Consider the following 19006-nt stretch of genomic DNA (forward strand, 5'->3'; position numbering starts at 1 on the left):
GATTGTTAATTAGATACTATTAGATTTTTTTTATTAATTTATATGGGGGCTTTTATTAATTGATATGGGGGCATTATATTTTAAAAACCGTATGGGTTGTTATCCTTATATTTCTGTTCCATTTTCCTTTCTATATCCTCTTCGTTCACTTCCGGCGATATTTCGTTTACTTTCTGCATGTCTTCATCATGCCCGGCTTGATCTCCTTGCTCAAGTTTCACGGTGGCACGCTCCGTATATGCTTCTATCGAGAACGGATTAATATCGATTACACGGCCATATATTTTTATCGCTTTATCGGCATTTCCTTTTGCCTTTTCAAGTCGAGCATTCAGTAGCAGTACCTCTTCGATATCTGCATGGTGTTCCATCAGCCATTCGGCATCTTCTTCTGCGTCTTTCAGATTACCGTCTTCGAGCAGCGTCTCGCCGCGCAACAAATAGGCATCTCCGTAATCTTCGCGCAGATTGATAGCCTTTGTCAGCATTGCCACAGCATTTGAAGTGTCACCCAGTCCGATGCAAGCCTGAGCGTATAGGTACATCAGTTCGGGCATGTCTTTATCCACCAGCAACGCCTTTTCGCATGAGTTTGCCATAGCGTTATAGTCCTCCATCATGAATGATACATTCGCCATGCGCATATATATTTTGATGTTGTCCGGCTCTGTTTCCGACAGTTTCTGAAGATGCTCGTATGCTTTCAGTAAGTCGCCCTCCCTGATTAATGCCTGACTCAGATAGTCGCGCGTTTCTGGGTCGTCCTTAATGTCAAGTGCATGTGTGAGGCATTTCACGGCAAATTTGGTATCTCCTTGAACCAAAGCCTGCTTACCGTCGTATTTCAAAACGTTGAAATCGTGTACTTCCGAATCTTTCTTTTCTTCTTCCGGAGTCTTTGCCTTACCTCCGAACAATGCCTTTAAAAAATTCATTTGCCCTTATTTTGGATTTATTTAGGTTGCAAAGTTAATGAAAAAAAGATTTATTTATGGGAAACGAAGTGTTAATCAATTTAAAACAACATAAAGATATTATTTGTTTCAGGTGTTTTTTGTGTTTTGTAAATATGTTTTTATAAAACCCCATCTATAATCATACGTTAAATTTTAAATTACATCATGATTTCCGAGTTACATCTTTATTTGTGCCATATCGATTCAGAAAGTTGTAAAAAAGTTTGGCGTTCTAAGGGAAATTATATATATTTGCATCAGGGATAATATATTGGCCGACTATGCCCCAAGTCGGAAATAGTCTAACAAAGTTCGGGGTGGGGAACCGGAATGAAAAATAATAAAGGAGATTTTGCCATGAAGATTAAACCAAAATGCCACAACCAAGAAGATTTCGAACTTGACAATGTGTATAACGAAGAGGACGAAATGTATAAGGATTCTTATGATTCCACGAACTGGTACAAATGAAAGTAGATAACAACAAGGATAATGATAGCCGTGACCGAACGACAATGGCGTTGGTCGCGGCTATTAATATTGTTTCTGCGTGCTGCCTGACTACTGTCCAGACAATCAAAATCAATAAAAAATAAACGTACGAAAAATATTTCATATTTGTTTTGGTAGTTCGCAACTATTCGTTTAAATTTGCAGCCTAATTTTATATAATAATAATGAAAAGACTTTTGTTTTTTTTCGCTTTCATCGTTACGAGCGTAACAATGAGTGCACAGAACATTTTAGGATTTAACTTCGGAATGACCACAGAAGAGGCTGCCGAGGTTTCGGTGGATTGCGACAGCATAATGATTGACGAAGAGGCAAACACGTATCTCTTTACCAACGTTGAGCGCAAAGGCATAGATTACGACCTGCTCGTAGTCCTGTTTGATGACGATGCCAAACTATCCACTATCACGCTTGGTGCAGAAGTGAAAGACTTAGCAGAGGGAGCGGCATTGCAGAAGAAAATCATCGGCAACAATAAAGTGATAGATAGTTATGACGACCCTGACTTGGAGGGCTCGAAACTCTATTATGTTGACGAGACAGGGGACGACAACCCCGAATATGTCTTGGCCGTAATCCGTGACGAAGAAGACGGTACGATGTCGGTCGTGGCAACATTTCCGCGTGATTGGGAATAAGCATTGTCACACCAACTGATACTTATTATAATTTTAAATATAAATCATAAAATCGGGAATGCCATTTGGTCGTTCCCGATTTTTTTATTTCCTTTGCACTCGATTATCGGAATGTTTTCACCCGATTATACAAAATAAATGGAAAAAAGTATTTGGAATAGGCGTGTATTGACAATCACCGGAAGTGACGGAACAGGTGGTGCCGGTGTTCAGAGAGACATAAAGACGATTGCAGAGTTGGGTGGTGTGCCACTTACGGCAATTACAACGGTTACCATGCAGACCACCCTTGGTATTCAGGAGTTCTTCGACCTCCCTGCCAATGTCCTCGAACAGCAGGTGGAGGCGATAATGGACGACATGAGTCCGGCGGTTGTGAAGATTGGCATGTTGCGCAATCAAGGACAGGTTAAGGCCGTAGTGCGTATGTTGAAGAGATACTCTCCGCGCTGGATAGTGTATGACCCGGTAGGCACTACCACCCGAGGTGAACGACTTTATTCCGAAGAACTATCCGAAGAAATCAATCATGCGTTGCTACCGATGTGTCATATCGTGGTGCGCGAATTGCAGGTGCAGAGCCTCGTAGATTGGGAAATTCACGGGATGCGCAGCGTTTTTTCAGCATCTATTGCCGCCTATCTCGCGCAAGGTCAGCCAAAGGACAAAGCAATAAGTGAGGCCACGGCATACGTGAACAGGCAAGCCGCGTTGGCAGGCAATATAGAAGGTCGCGGTGCAGAACTATACAACGAATTGCTTAATCTCATCGCAGAGCATCATGAGAGCCATAGCGATGTGCAATATTATGCCGATAAGATGAATGTTAGCAGTCGTTATCTCGCCCAAGTGACAAAACGCATGGCCGGAATATCGCCCAAGTCGATGATAGACGAATACTTATTGAAGCAACTGAAGATTGCTTTGCAGAGCACCGACCGCACCATTCAGGAAATAGCATGGCAGTTCGGCTTCACCTCACAGTCGCATTTCACCAAGTTTTTCAAGAAAATGACAGGCGAAACACCTACGGAATACCGCGGCAGACAAGAGTAAGTGCCTCATATTCATAAGCCTACTATTGACTTATGGAAAATGTTACACTCTATTTTAGGCGTTATCCGGTTGTCCGGTATATAACTGTTCTATCGGGAACATCAAGTCCCAATTCTTGCCCCAAACTATATTTCCGTTTTCAATATAAAACCGTTTAAACTTACGAGGGTCAAGATATTTGTTGTATTGAGGATGTGGATGACGACGTATAAAGTCGCCAATGTTCACTGTTTGCGTTGTGTCATCGCTGAACTGCAAGAAAACCGTGAGGTTGCCTATATCTTTGGCGTTCTTTATAAATATTCTCTCCATAACATTATTATATTTTTTTCTTGATATTCGTACTTCTTATTGCCTGCTTCAATACAAAGAATTTAATCCATTTCTCAATTATATTCTTGTGATACTTACGTATGAATTCCTTTGCTATGCGTTATCTTTAGTATATTTATCTTGTTTATTATTACATTTGCAAATATACAATTTTCTTTCCATAAAAACAATAACCGAAATGTAAAAAAGTGTTTTTCTCAATTCGATAATAGCAATTATGCCCGTTTCCAATAGATTAAATTGAACAAAAGCGAGTTGTTTTTGTCAATAAGGGAACACTATTTGGCGCGTTGATTGTTTTTTTGTTCCTTTGCAAAAACTTTTAAAATAATAAATCAAAATGAAAGAGAACAGACAACAACTGAACCGCCAACTGGCACAGATGCTCAAGGGCGGAGTGATTATGGACGTTACAACACCGGAGCAGGCACGCATAGCCGAGGCCGCAGGAGCATGCGCAGTTATGGCACTTGAACGTATTCCGGCAGACATAAGGGCAGCAGGAGGAGTATCGCGCATGAGCGACCCGAAGATGATAAAAGGCATTCAGGAGGCTGTAAGTATTCCTGTAATGGCAAAATGTCGCATCGGTCACTTCGTAGAGGCACAGTTGCTACAGGCCATCGAGATTGACTATATCGACGAGAGCGAGGTACTCTCACCGGCAGACAACGTATATCACATTGACAAGTCAAAGTTTGAAGTACCTTTCGTGTGCGGTGCTAAGAACCTCGGAGAGGCATTGCGCCGAATCAGCGAGGGTGCAACAATGATACGTACCAAGGGAGAACCGGGCACGGGAGATGTTGTTCAGGCCGTTACACACATGAGAATGATACAGGCAGAGATGCGTCGTATCGTCAACATGAGCGAAGACGAACTCTACGAGGAGGCAAAGCAGTTGCGTGCTCCTTACGAACTGGTGCGCTACGTACACGACAACGGCAAACTGCCGGTAGTGAACTTCGCCGCAGGTGGTATTGCTACACCGGCCGATGCTGCGCTGATGATGCAGTTAGGAGCAGAAGGTGTGTTCGTAGGAAGCGGTATCTTCAAGAGCGGAAATCCGGAGAAGCGTGCACGCGCCATCGTTCAGGCCACTACAAACTATACCGATGCCAAGATGCTTGCTGAACTTTCTGAAGATCTCGGAGAGGCAATGGTGGGTATCAACGAGCAGGAGATACAGTTGCTGATGGCCGAGAGAGGCAAGTAAACAATATATGAGAATTGCAGTACTTGCGCTCCAAGGTGCTTTCATAGAGCACGAACAGATGCTTGGCCGCCTTGGGGTAGAGACCTTCGAGGTAAGGAAACTAAGTGACTGGGAACAACCAAAGGATGCCATTGTTATACCGGGCGGTGAGAGCACCACAATGATGCTCTTGCTCGAACGACAGGGAATGCTTGCCCCGATACGCGAAGCCATTATGGGCGGAATGCCTGTTCTGGGCACGTGTGCAGGACTGATACTCCTCGACCGCGAACATCTCGGCACGATGGACATGCTTGCACGGCGCAATGCCTACGGCCGCCAACTCGGAAGTTTTCACACCACCGGTTCATTCTGTGGCATAGAAGGCGAAATACCGATGACCTTTATACGTGCCCCTTACATAGAAGAAGCGGGCAGCGAAGTGAAGATATTGTCAGAGGTTGAAGGCAAAATAGTTGCTGCCAGACAAGGCAAACAGTTGGTCACGGCATTTCATCCGGAACTCGATAGCAACCTTTCGCTGCATAGATATTTCCTTGACAGCATAGTATAGACCGTTACACATATTTCAAAATGGGCGAAATTGCAAACCAATTTCGCCCATTTTGTTTTCCAATTTCGCCCAATTTGCACGGCAATTTCGCCCAAATTGGTTTTAAACTCACATCAATCATTAGACTGCATTTGCATAGATTTGTTATCACAGGAATGCTTCCCTACCGCTTTAGTCCGCTTGCGGACATCTGCGCAGCCATTACATCTCGACGTAGCCCGCTACACCTTCGATGAAACGGCCGCACATACGCCTGTCAATCGAAAAAAATCAGTTGGTTCTAATGAGCTATTTGGGTTAAAGAGACGACAATTCGTATTTTTTATTACTCATCGTACTCATTACTTTCTTCCTTGTTTATTTTGCGCTTTTGTAACTTGCACTCCGGCAAAGGTAGTTAGAAAACTGTTGCTACCATACAAGGACTACCTGAAGACCATTACCACAGATAATGGACCTGAATTTGCGGCACATAAGGACATTACGAAATACTTAGGCGTACCTGTGTACTTTGCTGATTCATATTGTTCATGGCAAAAGGGAACCGTTGAGAATACAAACAAGTTAATCAGACAATATATTCTGAAAAAGGATTCGTTTCACCAATATACGGACAAGAGAATTATGTCGATACAAAAGAAATTGAACGAAAGACCCAGGGGAAAATTAAACTTTTCTACACCAAAAGGCGAGTTCTTCAAACAAGTTTTGTAATTTTGCACTTGCTGGTTGACTCTACAACAGCAAATAACTATGTTATAGAAAGCAAAATAAGTACGTTTGTAATAGTAAAATAAACACCAACCTGTTGTCTAAAATGGGGAGGAGACTAAAGGAATAACTTAATATGTCACAAAAAGGAAGCGTATTTCAAAAAGGAGGAGGTGGGACAAACTTTGAACAACTCGTTCAAACGGCGTTTCTTACAACTCTTATCATTCATGGTAATGCTCCATGTCTTGATTCTGGTGAATTATCGGAGGTTGCACTACAAGTAAATAACAGAGGCTATGAAACTGATGATTTTATGGTTACGGCAAAATCAGCAAGTGGTGAACATCGTATATTGATTCAGGTAAAACACGACATATCATTTACTGTTGATAATGAAATATTCAAAGAGGTAATTAATGCTTTTTGGAAAGACTATAATAATACTTCAATTTTTGACAAATCAAAAGATAAACTTATTATAGTAAAGAATGGTTTAACTAAAGATGAAAGAAATCATCTTAAATCACTTTTTAATTGGGCAAAAAATCACGCAACAGAAGCAGATTTTATTACCGAAGTAAACAGGATAAGAGGAAAGAAAGACCGATTAGATGTTTTTCGTGAGGTGCTAAAAGAAGCGAATAATAATACATATTTGACAGATAAAGAACTTTGGGAGTTTTTGAAATGTGTTGATGTTTTGGAATATGATTTCCTAAACGAAGGGAGTATTGATAAAACATATTTTCTCAATCTGATTAAGCTCAGTAAAAACAAAAAATCGGCAGCAACCGAAAAAGAAATTTGGGACAGTATTTTTGCTTATGTTGCTACGCTTAATCCAAATGGTGGAAGTGTGACACTTGAAAGTATTAGAGATAAAGATTTCTTTCAGCATTTTGATAACACACATTTAACTTCATACTTCAAAGCCGTTGAAAAACTTAAATCAGACAGCAATGAGATTTTACGACCAATAAAAACTTATATTGGAAAAGGAGAAAACAAATTTCATTTACAACGATCAGAATTAAGAGAAAAAATTTTAGTAGGTCTAAGTAATTTCCAACTAACGATTGTGACAGGAAAACCTGGAGTTGGGAAATCAGCTGAAATCAAAGAGATCCTTGAAAAAGATTATCCTAATGCAAGTGTGTTTGTTTTCAGAGCAGACCAATTCAATGAATCTACGCTCGCCAATGTTTTCTCAAGTCAAGGGGTAAATGAAACAATACAAGATATTTTCTCATGTATCTCCCTCATTCCTGAAAAAATTATTTTCGTTGATAGCTTGGAAAAGCTATTGGAAGCAGACCCTGAATGTGCCTTTAAACAGTTATTAGCGTTACTTAAAGAGCACCCAGAAATTAAATTAATTGCTTCGTCACGGAAATATGCGATTGATTTAATTACATTAAAATTTGGTATTGATAAAGACAATATATGTATAATTGACATTCCAACGCTTAATGAAGAAGAATTAAAACTTGTAGCTGAAAAGTTTCCGCAGTTAAATAGTGTTCTAAAAAACGACAAAGTCAACAAGTTGTTGCAAAGTCCAAAATATCTGGATTTCTCAATCTTAGCAATCGGTAAAACAAACGATGATTATACTAATGTTTCGCTGACAGAATTTAAGGACAAGTTATGGAACTCATTAGTTGTAGATTCTACCAACACGAAAAATGGACTTCCAATTAAACGTGAAGAAGCTTTTAAAGAAATTGCAGTAAAGAGAGCAAGAGAAATGAAACTCTTTACTAGACCCGATAAGTCTGATGCAGAGGCTATAGCCTGTTTAGAAAATGATGAAATTGTATTTCAGGAAAACAACAACAGGAAGTATTCCCCTACTCATGATATTTTAGAAGATTGGGCATTAGTAAAATATGTTTCTTCAAAGTTTGAAGACTTTCCAAATCCAAAAGATTTTTTCAGCAATTTAGGAAACGAGCCGGCTATCAGACGAGCATTTCGTCTTTGGGTGGAAGACTATTTAATTGACAACAACGATAAAATAAATGAACTGATCAAGGTAACAATTGCTGACCAAACTATTGAAAAATATTGGGCAGATGAATTGTTGGTAGCTGTATTTAAGTCAGAAAACAGTAATTCATTTTTTACTTCTTTTGAGAAAGAACTTCTTGAAGACAACTCTGTTTTCTTCAATAGATGTTTGCATATCATAAAAACTTGCTGCAAAGAAAGCGACCCAAAAACGAACAACAGCAATTTGCTTTTGCCGATTGGTTCGGGTTGGAAAGAAGCATTGTTTTTTACGAAAAAGAACAATAGTCAATTAGAATCAATAAAACTTTCAATACTCAATTTTCTCACTGATTGGTATTACCGATTACTTTTTCAATACAAAAAAATTGAAAACGCAGAATTAGAGGCGGCAAAATCTATTGTCCTAACCTATTTGAAAGAAGTTGAAGAAGAAAAAGAATTTTGGCAAGAAGAAAATGCTAAAGGTAAATCATCAAACTTGATTTCAATTTTATTTGACTTGGCTTCAATTTCAAAGGAAGAAATTAAACAACTTATTGCAAGAGCATTTACCAAGAAAGAAAATCGGGAATCTTGGAGATTAAATTCTTTTTACGAAAATGTAATTGAAAGTTGTCTTTCAGGTATAGGAAACCAGCGTTTGATAAAAGAATTGCCTGAATTGATTATTGAAACAGCTTGGAAAAGTTGGAAATATATACCAACAAAAGAATCTGATTATCCAAATGAAATTAGATTTATATCAAGACAATCTTTGAGTGATGAGGAATGTTGGGGAATAAGAGATAGACATTTCTTTTTCCCTTCGGGAATTTACAAAACGCCTTTTTATAATTTATTGTGGATTCACCCAATCGTTGGTTTGAAGTTCATCATTGATTTTATCAATTATTCGGTTGAATTTTATGTAAACGCTACTTGTGAATATAAACATAAAATTTCTCAAATTGAAATAGAACAGAATGACGGAACAAAAACAAAACTATATGCGTCGTGGGAATTATGGGCGGCTTACAGAGGTTTAAGCGTTACAAACTACGCATTGGAATCATTGCTAATGAGCCTTGAGAAGTTTTTATTAGAAATGGCTAAAAGAAAGACAGATGTTAGTAGAGAGAACTTGAAGTTTATATTTGATTATGTTCTTAAAAACAGCAATAATGTTGCTCCAATAGCGGTTTTAACGAGCGTTGCTATTGCTTATCCTGGAGAAGTTGAAGAAGCGATGTTGCCATTATTGTCTGTCAAGGAATTTTATGAGTGGGATTTAAGTCGAGCACTTCACGAAAACTCAGCGCTTGCCCCAATGGATGGACGTATTTCATTTGCACAAAAAGAGCGTTGGGAATCAAATCAACTTCCACATAGAAAAAAATATCAAAGAGGACTTCGAGATTTTATTTTAGACTACCAATTTAATGTTGGAAAATTAAATAAAGAAATTCACCAAATAATTGACAAACTAAAAGCACGAAATGAAGGTAAAGATGTTATATGGAAAAAGAATTTAACTGAAATGGATATCAGAAACCATAAAGTTGGAGAATATGATGAAAAACTTGGTGGTTTTCCTATTCAACCTGAATACGATGATGAAGTTGTAAAGTTTATTGAATCCAATAAAGAAAGTTTTGAAGCAGATACAAAGTCTTTGAATATTTCAGGACAACTTTCAAAAACTTACGAAAAGAAAGAAATTATTGATTTTCCATCTTGGTTATCTTGCTATGAGCAATATTCTTCATCAAGATCCTTAAATATCCTTTATGACAGACCAATTACGTTAGCTGTATTAGGACTGAGAGATTTTTCAACAAACATAAATGAAGAGCAAAAAACAAAGTGTATAGAAATAATTACTGATGCAATAGTTTCTATCCTACAAGATACATTTAACAGAGGTTATGGCCTTAATATGAGCATCAACATAATGGAAAAAGATATTGCTTTATCTTCTTTCCATTTGCTTTTGCAAAATGTTGATAGCGAAGAAGATAAAAACGGTATAATAACTACAATGATTTATATGCTATTCGCACCGTTCTACGACCACGAATTTGACAAAATCATACAATACTTTAGAGAAGTATTTTTCAAACAATTTCCTAATGAAGCAAAAAGGGTTTGGCTTGGTCTCATTAAGTATGCTTGTTACAAAAAAGCTAATCCTAAATCTCATAGATACCAAGATGAAGATAGTTTAAAGGAAGTGCTGGACAAGGAAGAAAAATTTGTTCAACAAATTTCATCCAATAAGAATTTAAAGTTTGACCTTTCAGAAATTAGTTTAGAAAAGTGTGAGGGATATTTACTTGCAAGAGCTTTTGTAATTACACCATACGACATAGCAGACATGGATTTTGAATCTTTCATCAAACATTTTATTCCTTTACTAACTACTGATTTGCAACACGAGGAAAATTATTCATACAATCGCAACAAAGAAAAGAGACAAATTCATTCAGAATCAGTTCTTGACGTGGAATTCTATTTGGCTGAACTTCTTTTAAAAGCAAATAGTGAATTATCTAAATCTGTTCTAGATTTAATCATAGACCCAACTTATCAAATTGAATTGCCTAATCTTAGAAGAACAGATGATCTATTTGAATTTTCTTCAAAAGTACCAGAGTTTGTAATATACAAATTAGACGATATTATTGCTAATTCGACTGAAGAATATTTAAACCAAAAGCTTATTACAAACTTTTGGGCATTATGGCAATATTTCTTTGATAAAATCAAGGTGAGTGGCAAGCAATTTTTTCTTGCAACACTTTTTCTTGATATAAAGTGGAAAGAAACCTCTACTCATTGGAGACCTCTTGAAAACAAAAGAGATTTTTATCAATCAATGGTAAAGGATTTAGGTAAGTACAAAGCGACTTCGATTCTTAACGTATTCTCAACTGTTGGCGAAAAGACTTTTCTTCCAGAATCAATAAGTTGGTTAGTTGATATATTCAAATCGGAAGCCGACACTACCGTTGCATTACTACATCCTTCTGCAGAAAGGTTGATAAAACGACTATACTATAACCACATTTCAATAATCAAAAACGACAAAAAACTAATTGACGATTATGTTTGGATTTTAAATAGGATGGTTGATTTTGGTTCTTCAGAAGCATATTTATTTAGAGAAAATGTAATAACATATAAAAGTATTGAGAATTAAAAACACATTCCCATAACATTGTTTATGGGCACATTCATCTATCGTGGTGAAGAATTTAAAGCAGATAAAGAAAAGCGAAAATCTACTGATCTAGCCTCTCTTGTAAACAAAGCTTTTAGGCTTCAAGATAAAATGACTTATAATGAATTTGTACAACTTATGGAAAGACCGAGGGAAATTGTTCCCGAGATTAAAAAGGAATGCCTTATCGTAAAAAACAAAAGCAATATGAGACCTCTGCAAAACCTTTCACCCACTAACCTTTCATCTCTATAACTTTAAATGAGTGAATATTTATAAACAACGGATGTCTTTATGAGGCAACTTTAGTGTAAACACACTCTTTTATGGGTGTGTTTCCTCTTATTTGATACAATTGCACACAATAATCCCCGGTGTCCTGTATAAGTTGTAGGCAATGGACTCCATTATATGCTGTGCATGTGTTTTTGAGAGTCCGACATACCTTGCTATTCCTGCACCAAACCATCTGTGCATAGAACCAAAGGTACGCTCTACTTTGTAGCGTATCTTACTTATAGCGATATTGACCCTCTTCTGTCTTTCGGTAATCTCATGTCCTCTTGTTCCCTTATGCATGATGCGGCTTTTGAGTCCCATACGTTTGAGGGTTTCCTTATTCTCAGCAGAGTCGTATCCTTTATCCGCATAGACAAGTGCCTTTCGTGGTAGTTTGGCTTTCTTCAAAGGAGTTTCCAAGTGTTTAATATCACTTTCATTGGCTGCTGTTGTTTCTTCGGCAAGTACCATCCCATTTTCATCCGTTACCGTGTGACGTTTGTAACCGAAATGGAGTTTTCCCATCTTCTTTATCCAACGGGCTTCCGCATCCACATTAGGCTTGACGACTTCTTTGACCATTGATTTTTCCGAAGCCTCCATGTTATCATCATCTTTTCTATCCTCAACGACCTCATAACTCTTACATCCGCGGGGACGACGTGGGGTGTTCGTAATGCTTGCATCAACAATTGCGCCATGCTTGACAATGACACCTTTAACTTCCAATTGCCTGTTAAACTCGTCAAGGAGCGTGTCATATAAATCCGCCTCAACCAAGACATTACGAAAACGACATACGGTAGTACTGTCAGGAACAGTATCTTCCATTCCGAGACCTGCAAAACGGCTAAAGGAAAGCCGGTCGTTAACCTGATATCTTCAACCTCTCCGTCACTCAGACCGTACCGGGTGCGAAGCAATTCAATCTTGAATAAAACAAGACTGTCATAGCAGGGACGACCGGTAGAATTACAGCCTTTGGTGTAAGCTGCTTCGATTATAGCACGAATAGGTGCCCAATCAATAACTGTATTTATTTGGGAAAAGAATGTCTGCTTAACCTTTCTTTGGCCAAGAAATATATCAGCAAAACTTGGAGAGGATATCTTTTGTTTCATGCCATAAAGGTACAAAAAATATTTGATATGGGCAAAGAAAATGAAGAGTTTTGCAGAGGTCTCAATATAGAAAAACAACTATTGCTGTCCGGTAAAACTTAAATTGCATAGAAATCCTTGCGGAATTGCCTTTATATAGGTAATTCCGTTTTCATTTTTAAAATCCAAGCCCCCCTAATCAAATAAATCAAGTTCTTTGGGTGGTGCATTTGCCTTTTCAGCCATTATGATGAGTTCGTCATTCTGTGGATTTTCCATAAATAAGATGAAATCGGTGTAGTACATCAGTGTAAGCCTTAGCATAGTTACTAATTGCGAGAATGATACATGTCTTTTTATCATTCTGGCAATCACTGTACAGAGCAGATTGGCAATTAGTACCACCCATGTCTGTATCTGTATGGCATTTACACTGTCACCATAGAAGAAATGCAGAGGGAAGTTCTGCTTGAGTTGCTTATAAAGGGACTCAATAGCCCATCTACGCTTGTAAATCTCCTCAAGGTCTTTTACATCAAGTTCAAAGTTATTGGTCAGCAGAACAACAGACTTATGTGAGTTATTACTCCAAAGTTCAACTCGTCTTGCCTCGTGTCTTATCTCTCCCTTCTCAAAGAGAATCTTCTTGTCTGTATGCGTAACCAGCCCGTCAGGACTTACATAGGTTACTGAGGATAGTTCCTTATACGTGAGATTCTTCTTCATCTTAGTCACATAGCATACTCCTTCTTCTGTAAGTCTCTGGAACTGTGCATAATCAACGTATGCCCTATCCATTGTAAGGGTTGCATCTTTTGGAAGATGCACTTCTTTAAGTAGATAATGGTCATGCGTAGCTGCAGAGGTAAGCTGTACAACCATGGGAACGCCAACGTGATACTTCATTACCGTATGAACCTTCATACCTCCTTTCTTCTTACCACTCTTAGGATGTCTGCCTACTCCTTTGAGGATGTTGTCAAAAAGGGTAATCGTAGTTGAATCCATCATATACAGAAGTTTCTCCCATGTCTTCTGTTCACCTTTTGGGCGGCTGTCCGCTAAAAAAGCACTATAACGCTCTAAGAGGTACGCATAAACGCTTGCAAAGAACTCTTTTGGACGTCGCTTATTGGCTTCAGCAAGCGTACTACGGCGAGCAACATAGTCGATACCAAGATGATGCAGTTTATTTACTTCAGCCTTCATACCAATCTCCACTTCACGCAGAGAATCAAAGTGTTTAAGGATGCCAAAGAGCATTATGACAAGGTGAGTCCATCCGTCAAGACGCTTAACATAAGCTTCACTTCGGGGTGTTTCAAGGCTAATTTTCTTGATTTTTTGCTTATCAAGTAATTTTATTACCTGATTATAGACCAGATGTCCGATAAAATGTGTACTTTTGCCCATGTTATTGAAGTTTAATAGCAGAAACAAAAGTAACAAAAAGGGCTGAAATCCAAAAGAGGATTTTAGCCCTTAACTTTTATATAACAAAAATGTTTACCGGACAGCAATAAAAAACAACCAGTTTCTCTAGGTCTTTATTTTTCTAATCAGGTCATTTTTCTCGGATTCTCCAGCAAACATCGCTCCAATACTAAATATTAGAAGAAACTACTCAAAGAGACGGAATAGAAACAACTCTAAAAAGCGGAACTGATTATAAAAGTCAAGGAGTTGGAAAAGCAGTCTAGTAAACTGCAAGTAGAAGGAACTCTCTACTCGTTCTTTGGAAACGCTGAACTTGAGCGTATTACGGAATTAGAGAAAGAGGTAGGACAACAACGCTCCCTAAAAGAGAAGGAGAAGAACTAAATCCGTAGGAAGGTGATTTTCTTACAGGATACCATCAAGGGAAAAGACAAAACAATCTCAGAACAACAACGATAAATCAAGGTCTATGAAGAGGAGCGAAGTTTTATCCAGAGATTCTTTAATAGCTTCTACCTCTTGCACAATATTCTTTTGATTATCCGCAAATGGCTTCCATGATGAAATCGTAGTGAAGATGCACCAAAAGCAAGTGGCGATACGAGTACGGCTACATCTCATTCATCGCAACCGCTCGCAACGACTATCGCTTTTTTCTTTCACTGACACGAAGAAAAACATGAAAAAACGCTCACTTCTGCTTGCAAAGGATTATCTTTGCAAGTGAAATAGTGAGCTTTTTTGGGCTATTCAAAATATTGTGTGTCAGTGCACTTCGCTCATTTCTAAATCGTTACCTATACGACCTGTGTTTTATCGCAGAGCCTTGTAATTTAAGCACTTAGACCGAAATCATTTTTTACCGGACAGCAATAATTCTTTTTATTACTCATCTTACTCATTACTTTCTTTCTTGTTTCTTTTGCGCTTTTATTTCTTATCGTGCGAAAGTTTGTATTTCGAAGCCGATAAATGGGCAATACTCGCAAAAAATGCTTATCTTTGCAGAACGAAACAATGCTGCAAGGTCTTTTACTTTGGCTTTTTGCAGCGCAAAATCAGTCCGTTTAAATCAAAATCGGTTATTAGAGTCTTTGACTGATTTTGTTCTATTGTCGAGCAGATGTGCTGGCGTTTCTTCAAATGCGTAGCGGGTTGTGGCGAGATGTAATGGCTGTGCAGATGTCGGCAAGCGTACTAAAGGGGTAGGGAAACATACCGGCAATAACAAATCTAATCAAATGCGTTCTAATGACCTATAGGGGGTACAAACTAAAAATAAGATTATAACGATATGAGAAAACATTATTTTCTGCTGTGTATGACGTTCTTTCTGTCGTCACTACAACTATCAGCGCAATCGTTCAGAAAGGAAATCGACGCTAAACCGGAACTTTCGGCAAGCAATTATCTTGCTTATCCCACACCCTCGGGATGTCTTACTGCGCCTCCTTCAGGCTATGTTCCTGTGCATATTTCACACTATGGCCGACACGGTTCGCGTTATTTAATTTCCGATAATGGCTATCTGCGTCCCCTGCGCATACTTGAACGTGCCGATTCTGCGGGAGTTCTTACCGAAAAGGGTAGGGAAACGATGATGAAAGTGCGCCGTATGTATGACGAATCGTATAAGAGATGGGGCGAACTTACACCCTTAGGTGCAGAACAACATCGCCAAATTGCACGCCGAATGTACGAACGTTTCCCTGAGGTTTTTGCCGATTCGGTGTGGGTAGATGCTAAATCTACTGTTGTTATTCGCTGTATTTTGTCGATGGAGAACGAACTCTTGGAACTGGTCAAACACAATCCCCGCCTACGAGTACGCCACGATGCCAGCGACCACGATATGTATTACATGAACCTGCACGACGAAAACCTCGCCCGACAACGAGAGAACGAAAAGGTGAAACAGACCATGAAAGATTGGGAGAAACGTCACCTGAACTGTCAGCCGTTTATGTCACGCATCTTCACAAATGCCGACTATGTGGCGAAAAACGTTAATGCCGAACAGTTTACACACGACCTTTTCGGTCTGGCAGGCATCGTTCAGAACTCCGAAATACGCCATTCGTTGTCGCTGTATGACATCTTCACGCCCGATGAACGCTACCTCATGTGGCAGCGTGCCAATGTCTGGTGGTATCTGAATTTTGCCGGTGCACCGCAGAACGGCGGTCGTCAGCCCTTCTCACAGCGTAATTTGTTGCGCAACATCATCAGTGAGGCCGATTCGTGCCTTGCCTTACCACACCCCGGAGCCACCCTCCGCTTCGGTCACGAAACGATGGTTATGCCACTGGCGTGCCTGCTCGACCTCAACGGCAGTTATGTGCAGGTGGAACAGGTAGATAGTCTGGAGGCGCACGGCTGGATTGCTTCGCGCATATTCCCTATGGCAGCCAATATCCAACTCGTATTCTACAAGAACCAGAAGAACTCAAAAGCCGACCTGCTGGTGAAGGCTTTGCTCAACGAGGAAGAGGTAACAATGCCGCTGCCCGCCACCTCCACACCTTATTATTATAAGTGGAGCGACTTCAGAAAATTCTATCTCGACCGACTGAACAACTACCGCGAACAATAGTTCGTGACTTTCTCGCAAGGCAGAAGAAATACGAGGGCGCATCTGTGTGAAGTGCCCCCCGAAAGTTGGACATTAAATTAAACGTTAATTATTAAAATTTTTATAGTAGTGAGCTCGGTATTGTGCCGGGCTCATTCCTTTTAACCTAAGTTTTATTCTTTTATTGTTGTACCACCAGATATATTTCTTTAGTTCATTTTCAAAATCCTCAATAGAATCGAAATGATTCACATACAGAAGTTCATTTTTCATTAATCCGAAGAAATTTTCCATCATGGAGTTATCCAAGCAATTTCCCTTTCGAGACATGCTCTGTACTATCCCTTTATCTTTAAGCATCTTCTGGTACATTCCGTGCTGATAGTGCCATCCCTGATCAGAGTGCATAATTAGCCCATTAAATTTTGCCTGTTTCCCAAATGCAGATTTCAGCATATCTATGGTCATTTTCAAGTTGGGACTTCTTGATATGGTGTATGCAATGATTTCACCGTTAAACATATCCATTATAGGAGACAGATACGTCTTGACCCCATGTATGCATACTTGGGTGACATCTGTTGTCCATTTCCGGTTTGGAGCTGATGCCTTAAAGTTTCCGACAATCACATTTGGAGCTATTTTACCCACTTCGCCTTTATAGGAGTGATAGTGACGCTTTTTACGTTTTGCTTTCATATCCAGTTGCCGCATAAGTTTCTGTACAGTCTTGTGGTTTATCAACATTCCTTCACTGCGCAATACGTAACAGATTCTTCTGTAGCCATATCTTCCCTTATTTTCGTCATACACGGAGGTTATCCTCCTTCTGACAACATCATATCCATCTGTATTGTTGAGACGCTTTAGATGGTAATAGAATACAGAACGTGCCATTCCAATCCTCTCAAGCATATACTCAAGAGAATGTCCTTCTTGTCTTAGTTCTTCGATGGCACGTGCCCAATCTCTCTTAGAAGGGCATTCCTTTCCTCTACTAAGGCTCTCACTTTTTTTAGCAAAGCGTTCTCTGTCTTGAGTTCCTGGTTTTCTTTCTGAAGTTTCTCCAACTCGCTGAGAGGCTTGCTGTTCTTTTTCGGTCTGCCCATGCCTGGTGGTCTGCCTCGCCTTTTAAATTTGCAAAGAGCTGACAAACCTTCCTCACGATATGCTTTTAACCATCTACTTATGGTTTGAGGGGCCGCTCCAAACTTTAACGAGGCTGCGTGCAAAGTTAAGTGCTTTTTCTCAATTTCAAGGACAATTTGTTTCTTTAATGCAAAATCAGCCTTGATATTTTTACCTTTTTGCAATCCGCATGGACCCTGTTGGAGGTATCTTGAACGTAAGACTTTTAGATGTTCCGTATTTATACCATATGTAGTATGGATACTCTCAAATGAATGACCGTCATCAAGAAGATACATATACTTTTGCAAATCTTCCAAATCGTGTTTCTTTCTATTCTTAATACTCATAATAAAACCCCGAAAGTTTTTTGTCTAACTTTCGGGGTTCATATCAGTGTTCACCAACCCGAAGCGGTAAGGTGGCATAGATGCGCCCTCGTTTTCTTTTTATACTACAACACACTGTGTAACCTCCATAACGTCCCTTGCAAGGCATTCCGCAGAGAAATAGCTCTAATCTCGTTTTCCCAAAAGTGTGATACCTGCCACACAAACAACCTTTAGCGAACTACCGAAGAGAAACCAGACGAAGACGGCACAACAAAACGAACCACAGCATTGAAGCGAATATACACGCCACAACCTTTATAATTTTCACGAGGTAAAACCACATCTATTTTGCAAAGATAGTTCCGTCGAAAAGTGGAAATTGCAACTTTACATTCCAAAAGCGACTCTTTTGCATTGCAAAACAATTATCGGACACCAATAATTTCGAAAAGTGTCATTTGTATGCTACTTGTTATTTTGAGCACGGCAAATAGCAGTATTGTGATGAGTGCCGATATTAGTTTATTCGTGATATAATGTTAAATTACCAATATGTTCGCATATATTTGCAAGTTATTTATTAAATTTGCAGCCGATATGACAATAGAGAAACGACGCATATCCGTATCACGCCTTTTGCTATTGGTGTTTCTATCAATGCTTCTGGCGGTGTCGCTGCATACGCATGGGGGCTATGTGGCTGATACCGGTTGTACCGATTGTGTCAATCACGCGCCGCATGCCGGCCATCTCTCTAATGGCACTATCCACATGGACAACTGCTTGCTGTGTCAACTCAGCACGTTGCCCTATCTTGTGCCGATTGTCATTTTTACAGTCGCCTTTGTTATCAAAGGGCAGTCATTGCCACGTAACAGGCAGACGGTTGTCTGCTCGCGTGCGACACAACACAACTACCTTCGCGGACCTCCGGAAACAATACCGTTTTTTTAGTTTTTCCTTTGCC

Annotated in this window: 14 protein-coding genes and 3 pseudogenes; 11 read left to right on the plus strand and 6 right to left on the minus strand. The window is 39.4% G+C overall.

Annotation, left to right across the window (positions count from 1 at the left end; all coding sequences use genetic code 11):
- Positions 1-80: 80 nt before the first annotated feature.
- Positions 81-935, minus strand: coding sequence for a tetratricopeptide repeat protein (locus tag EHV08_RS01295; protein WP_126677632.1), 855 nt, complete (start codon positions 933-935; stop codon positions 81-83).
- A gap of 351 nt (positions 936-1286) precedes the next feature.
- On the opposite strand from EHV08_RS01295, the gene EHV08_RS11380 reads away from it, so the two are divergent.
- The 3 genes from EHV08_RS11380 (at position 1287) to EHV08_RS01305 (ending at position 3163) form a co-directional block, all read left to right on the plus strand.
- The gene (locus EHV08_RS11380; protein WP_158676030.1) at positions 1287-1427 is read left to right on the plus strand and encodes a hypothetical protein; all 141 of its coding nucleotides are present in this window, start codon (positions 1287-1289) and stop codon (positions 1425-1427) included.
- 206 nt (positions 1428-1633) lie between these two features.
- Positions 1634-2107: a hypothetical protein gene (locus EHV08_RS01300; RefSeq protein WP_126677633.1), complete on the plus strand. Its 474-nt coding sequence runs from the start codon at positions 1634-1636 to the stop codon at positions 2105-2107.
- 138 nt (positions 2108-2245) lie between these two features.
- Positions 2246-3163 carry a hydroxymethylpyrimidine/phosphomethylpyrimidine kinase gene (locus EHV08_RS01305; RefSeq protein ID WP_126677634.1) on the plus strand — a complete coding sequence of 306 codons (918 nt, stop codon included), beginning with the start codon at positions 2246-2248 and terminating at the stop codon, positions 3161-3163.
- 54 nt (positions 3164-3217) lie between these two features.
- Here the strand turns inward: EHV08_RS01305 and EHV08_RS01310 are convergent, their stop codons facing one another.
- Positions 3218-3475, minus strand: a complete 258-nt coding sequence (locus EHV08_RS01310) for a DUF2442 domain-containing protein (RefSeq protein ID WP_126677635.1) — start codon at positions 3473-3475, stop codon at positions 3218-3220.
- 361 nt (positions 3476-3836) lie between these two features.
- Here EHV08_RS01310 and pdxS point away from each other — a divergent pair, with 361 nt between their 5' ends.
- The 5 genes and pseudogenes from pdxS to EHV08_RS01335 all read left to right on the plus strand — a co-directional run bounded on the left by pdxS (position 3837) and on the right by EHV08_RS01335 (position 11446).
- Positions 3837-4712, plus strand: a complete 876-nt coding sequence (gene pdxS, locus EHV08_RS01315; protein ID WP_126677636.1) for a pyridoxal 5'-phosphate synthase lyase subunit PdxS — start codon at positions 3837-3839, stop codon at positions 4710-4712.
- A 7-nt stretch (positions 4713-4719) separates the two neighbouring features.
- On the plus strand, positions 4720-5265 hold the full coding sequence (gene pdxT / locus EHV08_RS01320) for a pyridoxal 5'-phosphate synthase glutaminase subunit PdxT (RefSeq protein WP_126677637.1): 546 nt from the start codon (positions 4720-4722) through the stop codon (positions 5263-5265).
- A gap of 387 nt (positions 5266-5652) precedes the next feature.
- A pseudogene (locus tag EHV08_RS01325) lies at positions 5653-5979 on the plus strand (IS30 family transposase); the annotation flags it as partial.
- Positions 5980-6112: 133 nt separating this feature from the next.
- Complete coding sequence (locus tag EHV08_RS01330; protein WP_126677638.1) at positions 6113-11170, plus strand: hypothetical protein; 5058 nt, start codon at positions 6113-6115, stop codon at positions 11168-11170.
- A 24-nt stretch (positions 11171-11194) separates the two neighbouring features.
- Positions 11195-11446 (plus strand): hypothetical protein, encoded by a 252-nt coding sequence (locus EHV08_RS01335; RefSeq protein ID WP_126677639.1) that lies wholly within the window; start codon positions 11195-11197, stop codon positions 11444-11446.
- A gap of 87 nt (positions 11447-11533) precedes the next feature.
- Here EHV08_RS01335 and EHV08_RS01340 read toward each other — a convergent pair.
- Both EHV08_RS01340 and EHV08_RS01345 read right to left on the minus strand, forming a co-directional pair.
- A pseudogene (locus tag EHV08_RS01340) lies at positions 11534-12591 on the minus strand (IS5 family transposase).
- Positions 12592-12765: 174 nt separating this feature from the next.
- Positions 12766-13983 carry an IS4 family transposase gene (locus EHV08_RS01345; protein WP_126677640.1) on the minus strand — a complete coding sequence of 406 codons (1218 nt, stop codon included), beginning with the start codon at positions 13981-13983 and terminating at the stop codon, positions 12766-12768.
- A 270-nt stretch (positions 13984-14253) separates the two neighbouring features.
- On the opposite strand from EHV08_RS01345, the gene EHV08_RS11385 reads away from it, so the two are divergent.
- Together EHV08_RS11385 and EHV08_RS01350 are read left to right on the plus strand one after the other, a co-directional pair.
- Positions 14254-14391 carry a hypothetical protein gene (locus EHV08_RS11385; RefSeq protein WP_158676031.1) on the plus strand — a complete coding sequence of 46 codons (138 nt, stop codon included), beginning with the start codon at positions 14254-14256 and terminating at the stop codon, positions 14389-14391.
- Positions 14392-15301: 910 nt separating this feature from the next.
- A complete protein-coding gene (locus EHV08_RS01350) occupies positions 15302-16600 on the plus strand; it encodes a histidine-type phosphatase (protein ID WP_126677641.1) in 1299 nt (432 codons plus the stop codon).
- A gap of 84 nt (positions 16601-16684) precedes the next feature.
- Here EHV08_RS01350 and EHV08_RS01355 read toward each other — a convergent pair.
- Both EHV08_RS01355 and EHV08_RS01360 read right to left on the minus strand, forming a co-directional pair.
- Positions 16685-17560, minus strand: a pseudogene (locus EHV08_RS01355) (IS3 family transposase); the annotation flags it as partial.
- The gene (locus tag EHV08_RS01360; protein ID WP_126677643.1) at positions 17521-18057 is read right to left on the minus strand and encodes a helix-turn-helix domain-containing protein; all 537 of its coding nucleotides are present in this window, start codon (positions 18055-18057) and stop codon (positions 17521-17523) included. The pseudogene EHV08_RS01355 and the gene EHV08_RS01360, both read right to left, overlap by 40 nt.
- A 579-nt stretch (positions 18058-18636) precedes the next feature.
- Between EHV08_RS01360 and EHV08_RS01365 the strand changes: the two genes are divergently transcribed.
- Positions 18637-18993: a hypothetical protein gene (locus EHV08_RS01365; protein WP_126677644.1), complete on the plus strand. Its 357-nt coding sequence runs from the start codon at positions 18637-18639 to the stop codon at positions 18991-18993.
- The last annotated feature ends 13 nt before the right edge of the window (positions 18994-19006 follow it).

The sequence above is a fragment of the Prevotella koreensis genome (assembly GCF_003977605.1).
Lineage (GTDB): Bacteria > Bacteroidota > Bacteroidia > Bacteroidales > Bacteroidaceae > Prevotella > Prevotella koreensis.

What these genes read in the sequence shown, in the direction of transcription:
- EHV08_RS01300 (WP_126677633.1), top strand. Translation starts at nt 1,634, where the DNA reads ATGAAAAGACTTTTGTTTTTTTTCGCTTTCATCGTTACGAGCGTAACA.
- EHV08_RS01360 (WP_126677643.1), bottom strand. Translation starts at nt 18,057, where the DNA reads ATGAGTATTAAGAATAGAAAGAAACACGATTTGGAAGATTTGCAAAAG.
- EHV08_RS01305 (WP_126677634.1), top strand. Translation starts at nt 2,246, where the DNA reads ATGGAAAAAAGTATTTGGAATAGGCGTGTATTGACAATCACCGGAAGT.
- EHV08_RS01330 (WP_126677638.1), top strand. Translation starts at nt 6,113, where the DNA reads ATGTCACAAAAAGGAAGCGTATTTCAAAAAGGAGGAGGTGGGACAAAC.
- EHV08_RS01335 (WP_126677639.1), top strand. Translation starts at nt 11,195, where the DNA reads ATGGGCACATTCATCTATCGTGGTGAAGAATTTAAAGCAGATAAAGAA.
- EHV08_RS01350 (WP_126677641.1), top strand. Translation starts at nt 15,302, where the DNA reads ATGAGAAAACATTATTTTCTGCTGTGTATGACGTTCTTTCTGTCGTCA.
- EHV08_RS11380 (WP_158676030.1), top strand. Translation starts at nt 1,287, where the DNA reads ATGAAAAATAATAAAGGAGATTTTGCCATGAAGATTAAACCAAAATGC.
- EHV08_RS01365 (WP_126677644.1), top strand. Translation starts at nt 18,637, where the DNA reads ATGACAATAGAGAAACGACGCATATCCGTATCACGCCTTTTGCTATTG.
- pdxS (WP_126677636.1), top strand. Translation starts at nt 3,837, where the DNA reads ATGAAAGAGAACAGACAACAACTGAACCGCCAACTGGCACAGATGCTC.
- EHV08_RS01310 (WP_126677635.1), bottom strand. Translation starts at nt 3,475, where the DNA reads ATGGAGAGAATATTTATAAAGAACGCCAAAGATATAGGCAACCTCACG.
- EHV08_RS01295 (WP_126677632.1), bottom strand. Translation starts at nt 935, where the DNA reads ATGAATTTTTTAAAGGCATTGTTCGGAGGTAAGGCAAAGACTCCGGAA.
- EHV08_RS01345 (WP_126677640.1), bottom strand. Translation starts at nt 13,983, where the DNA reads ATGGGCAAAAGTACACATTTTATCGGACATCTGGTCTATAATCAGGTA.
- pdxT (WP_126677637.1), top strand. Translation starts at nt 4,720, where the DNA reads ATGAGAATTGCAGTACTTGCGCTCCAAGGTGCTTTCATAGAGCACGAA.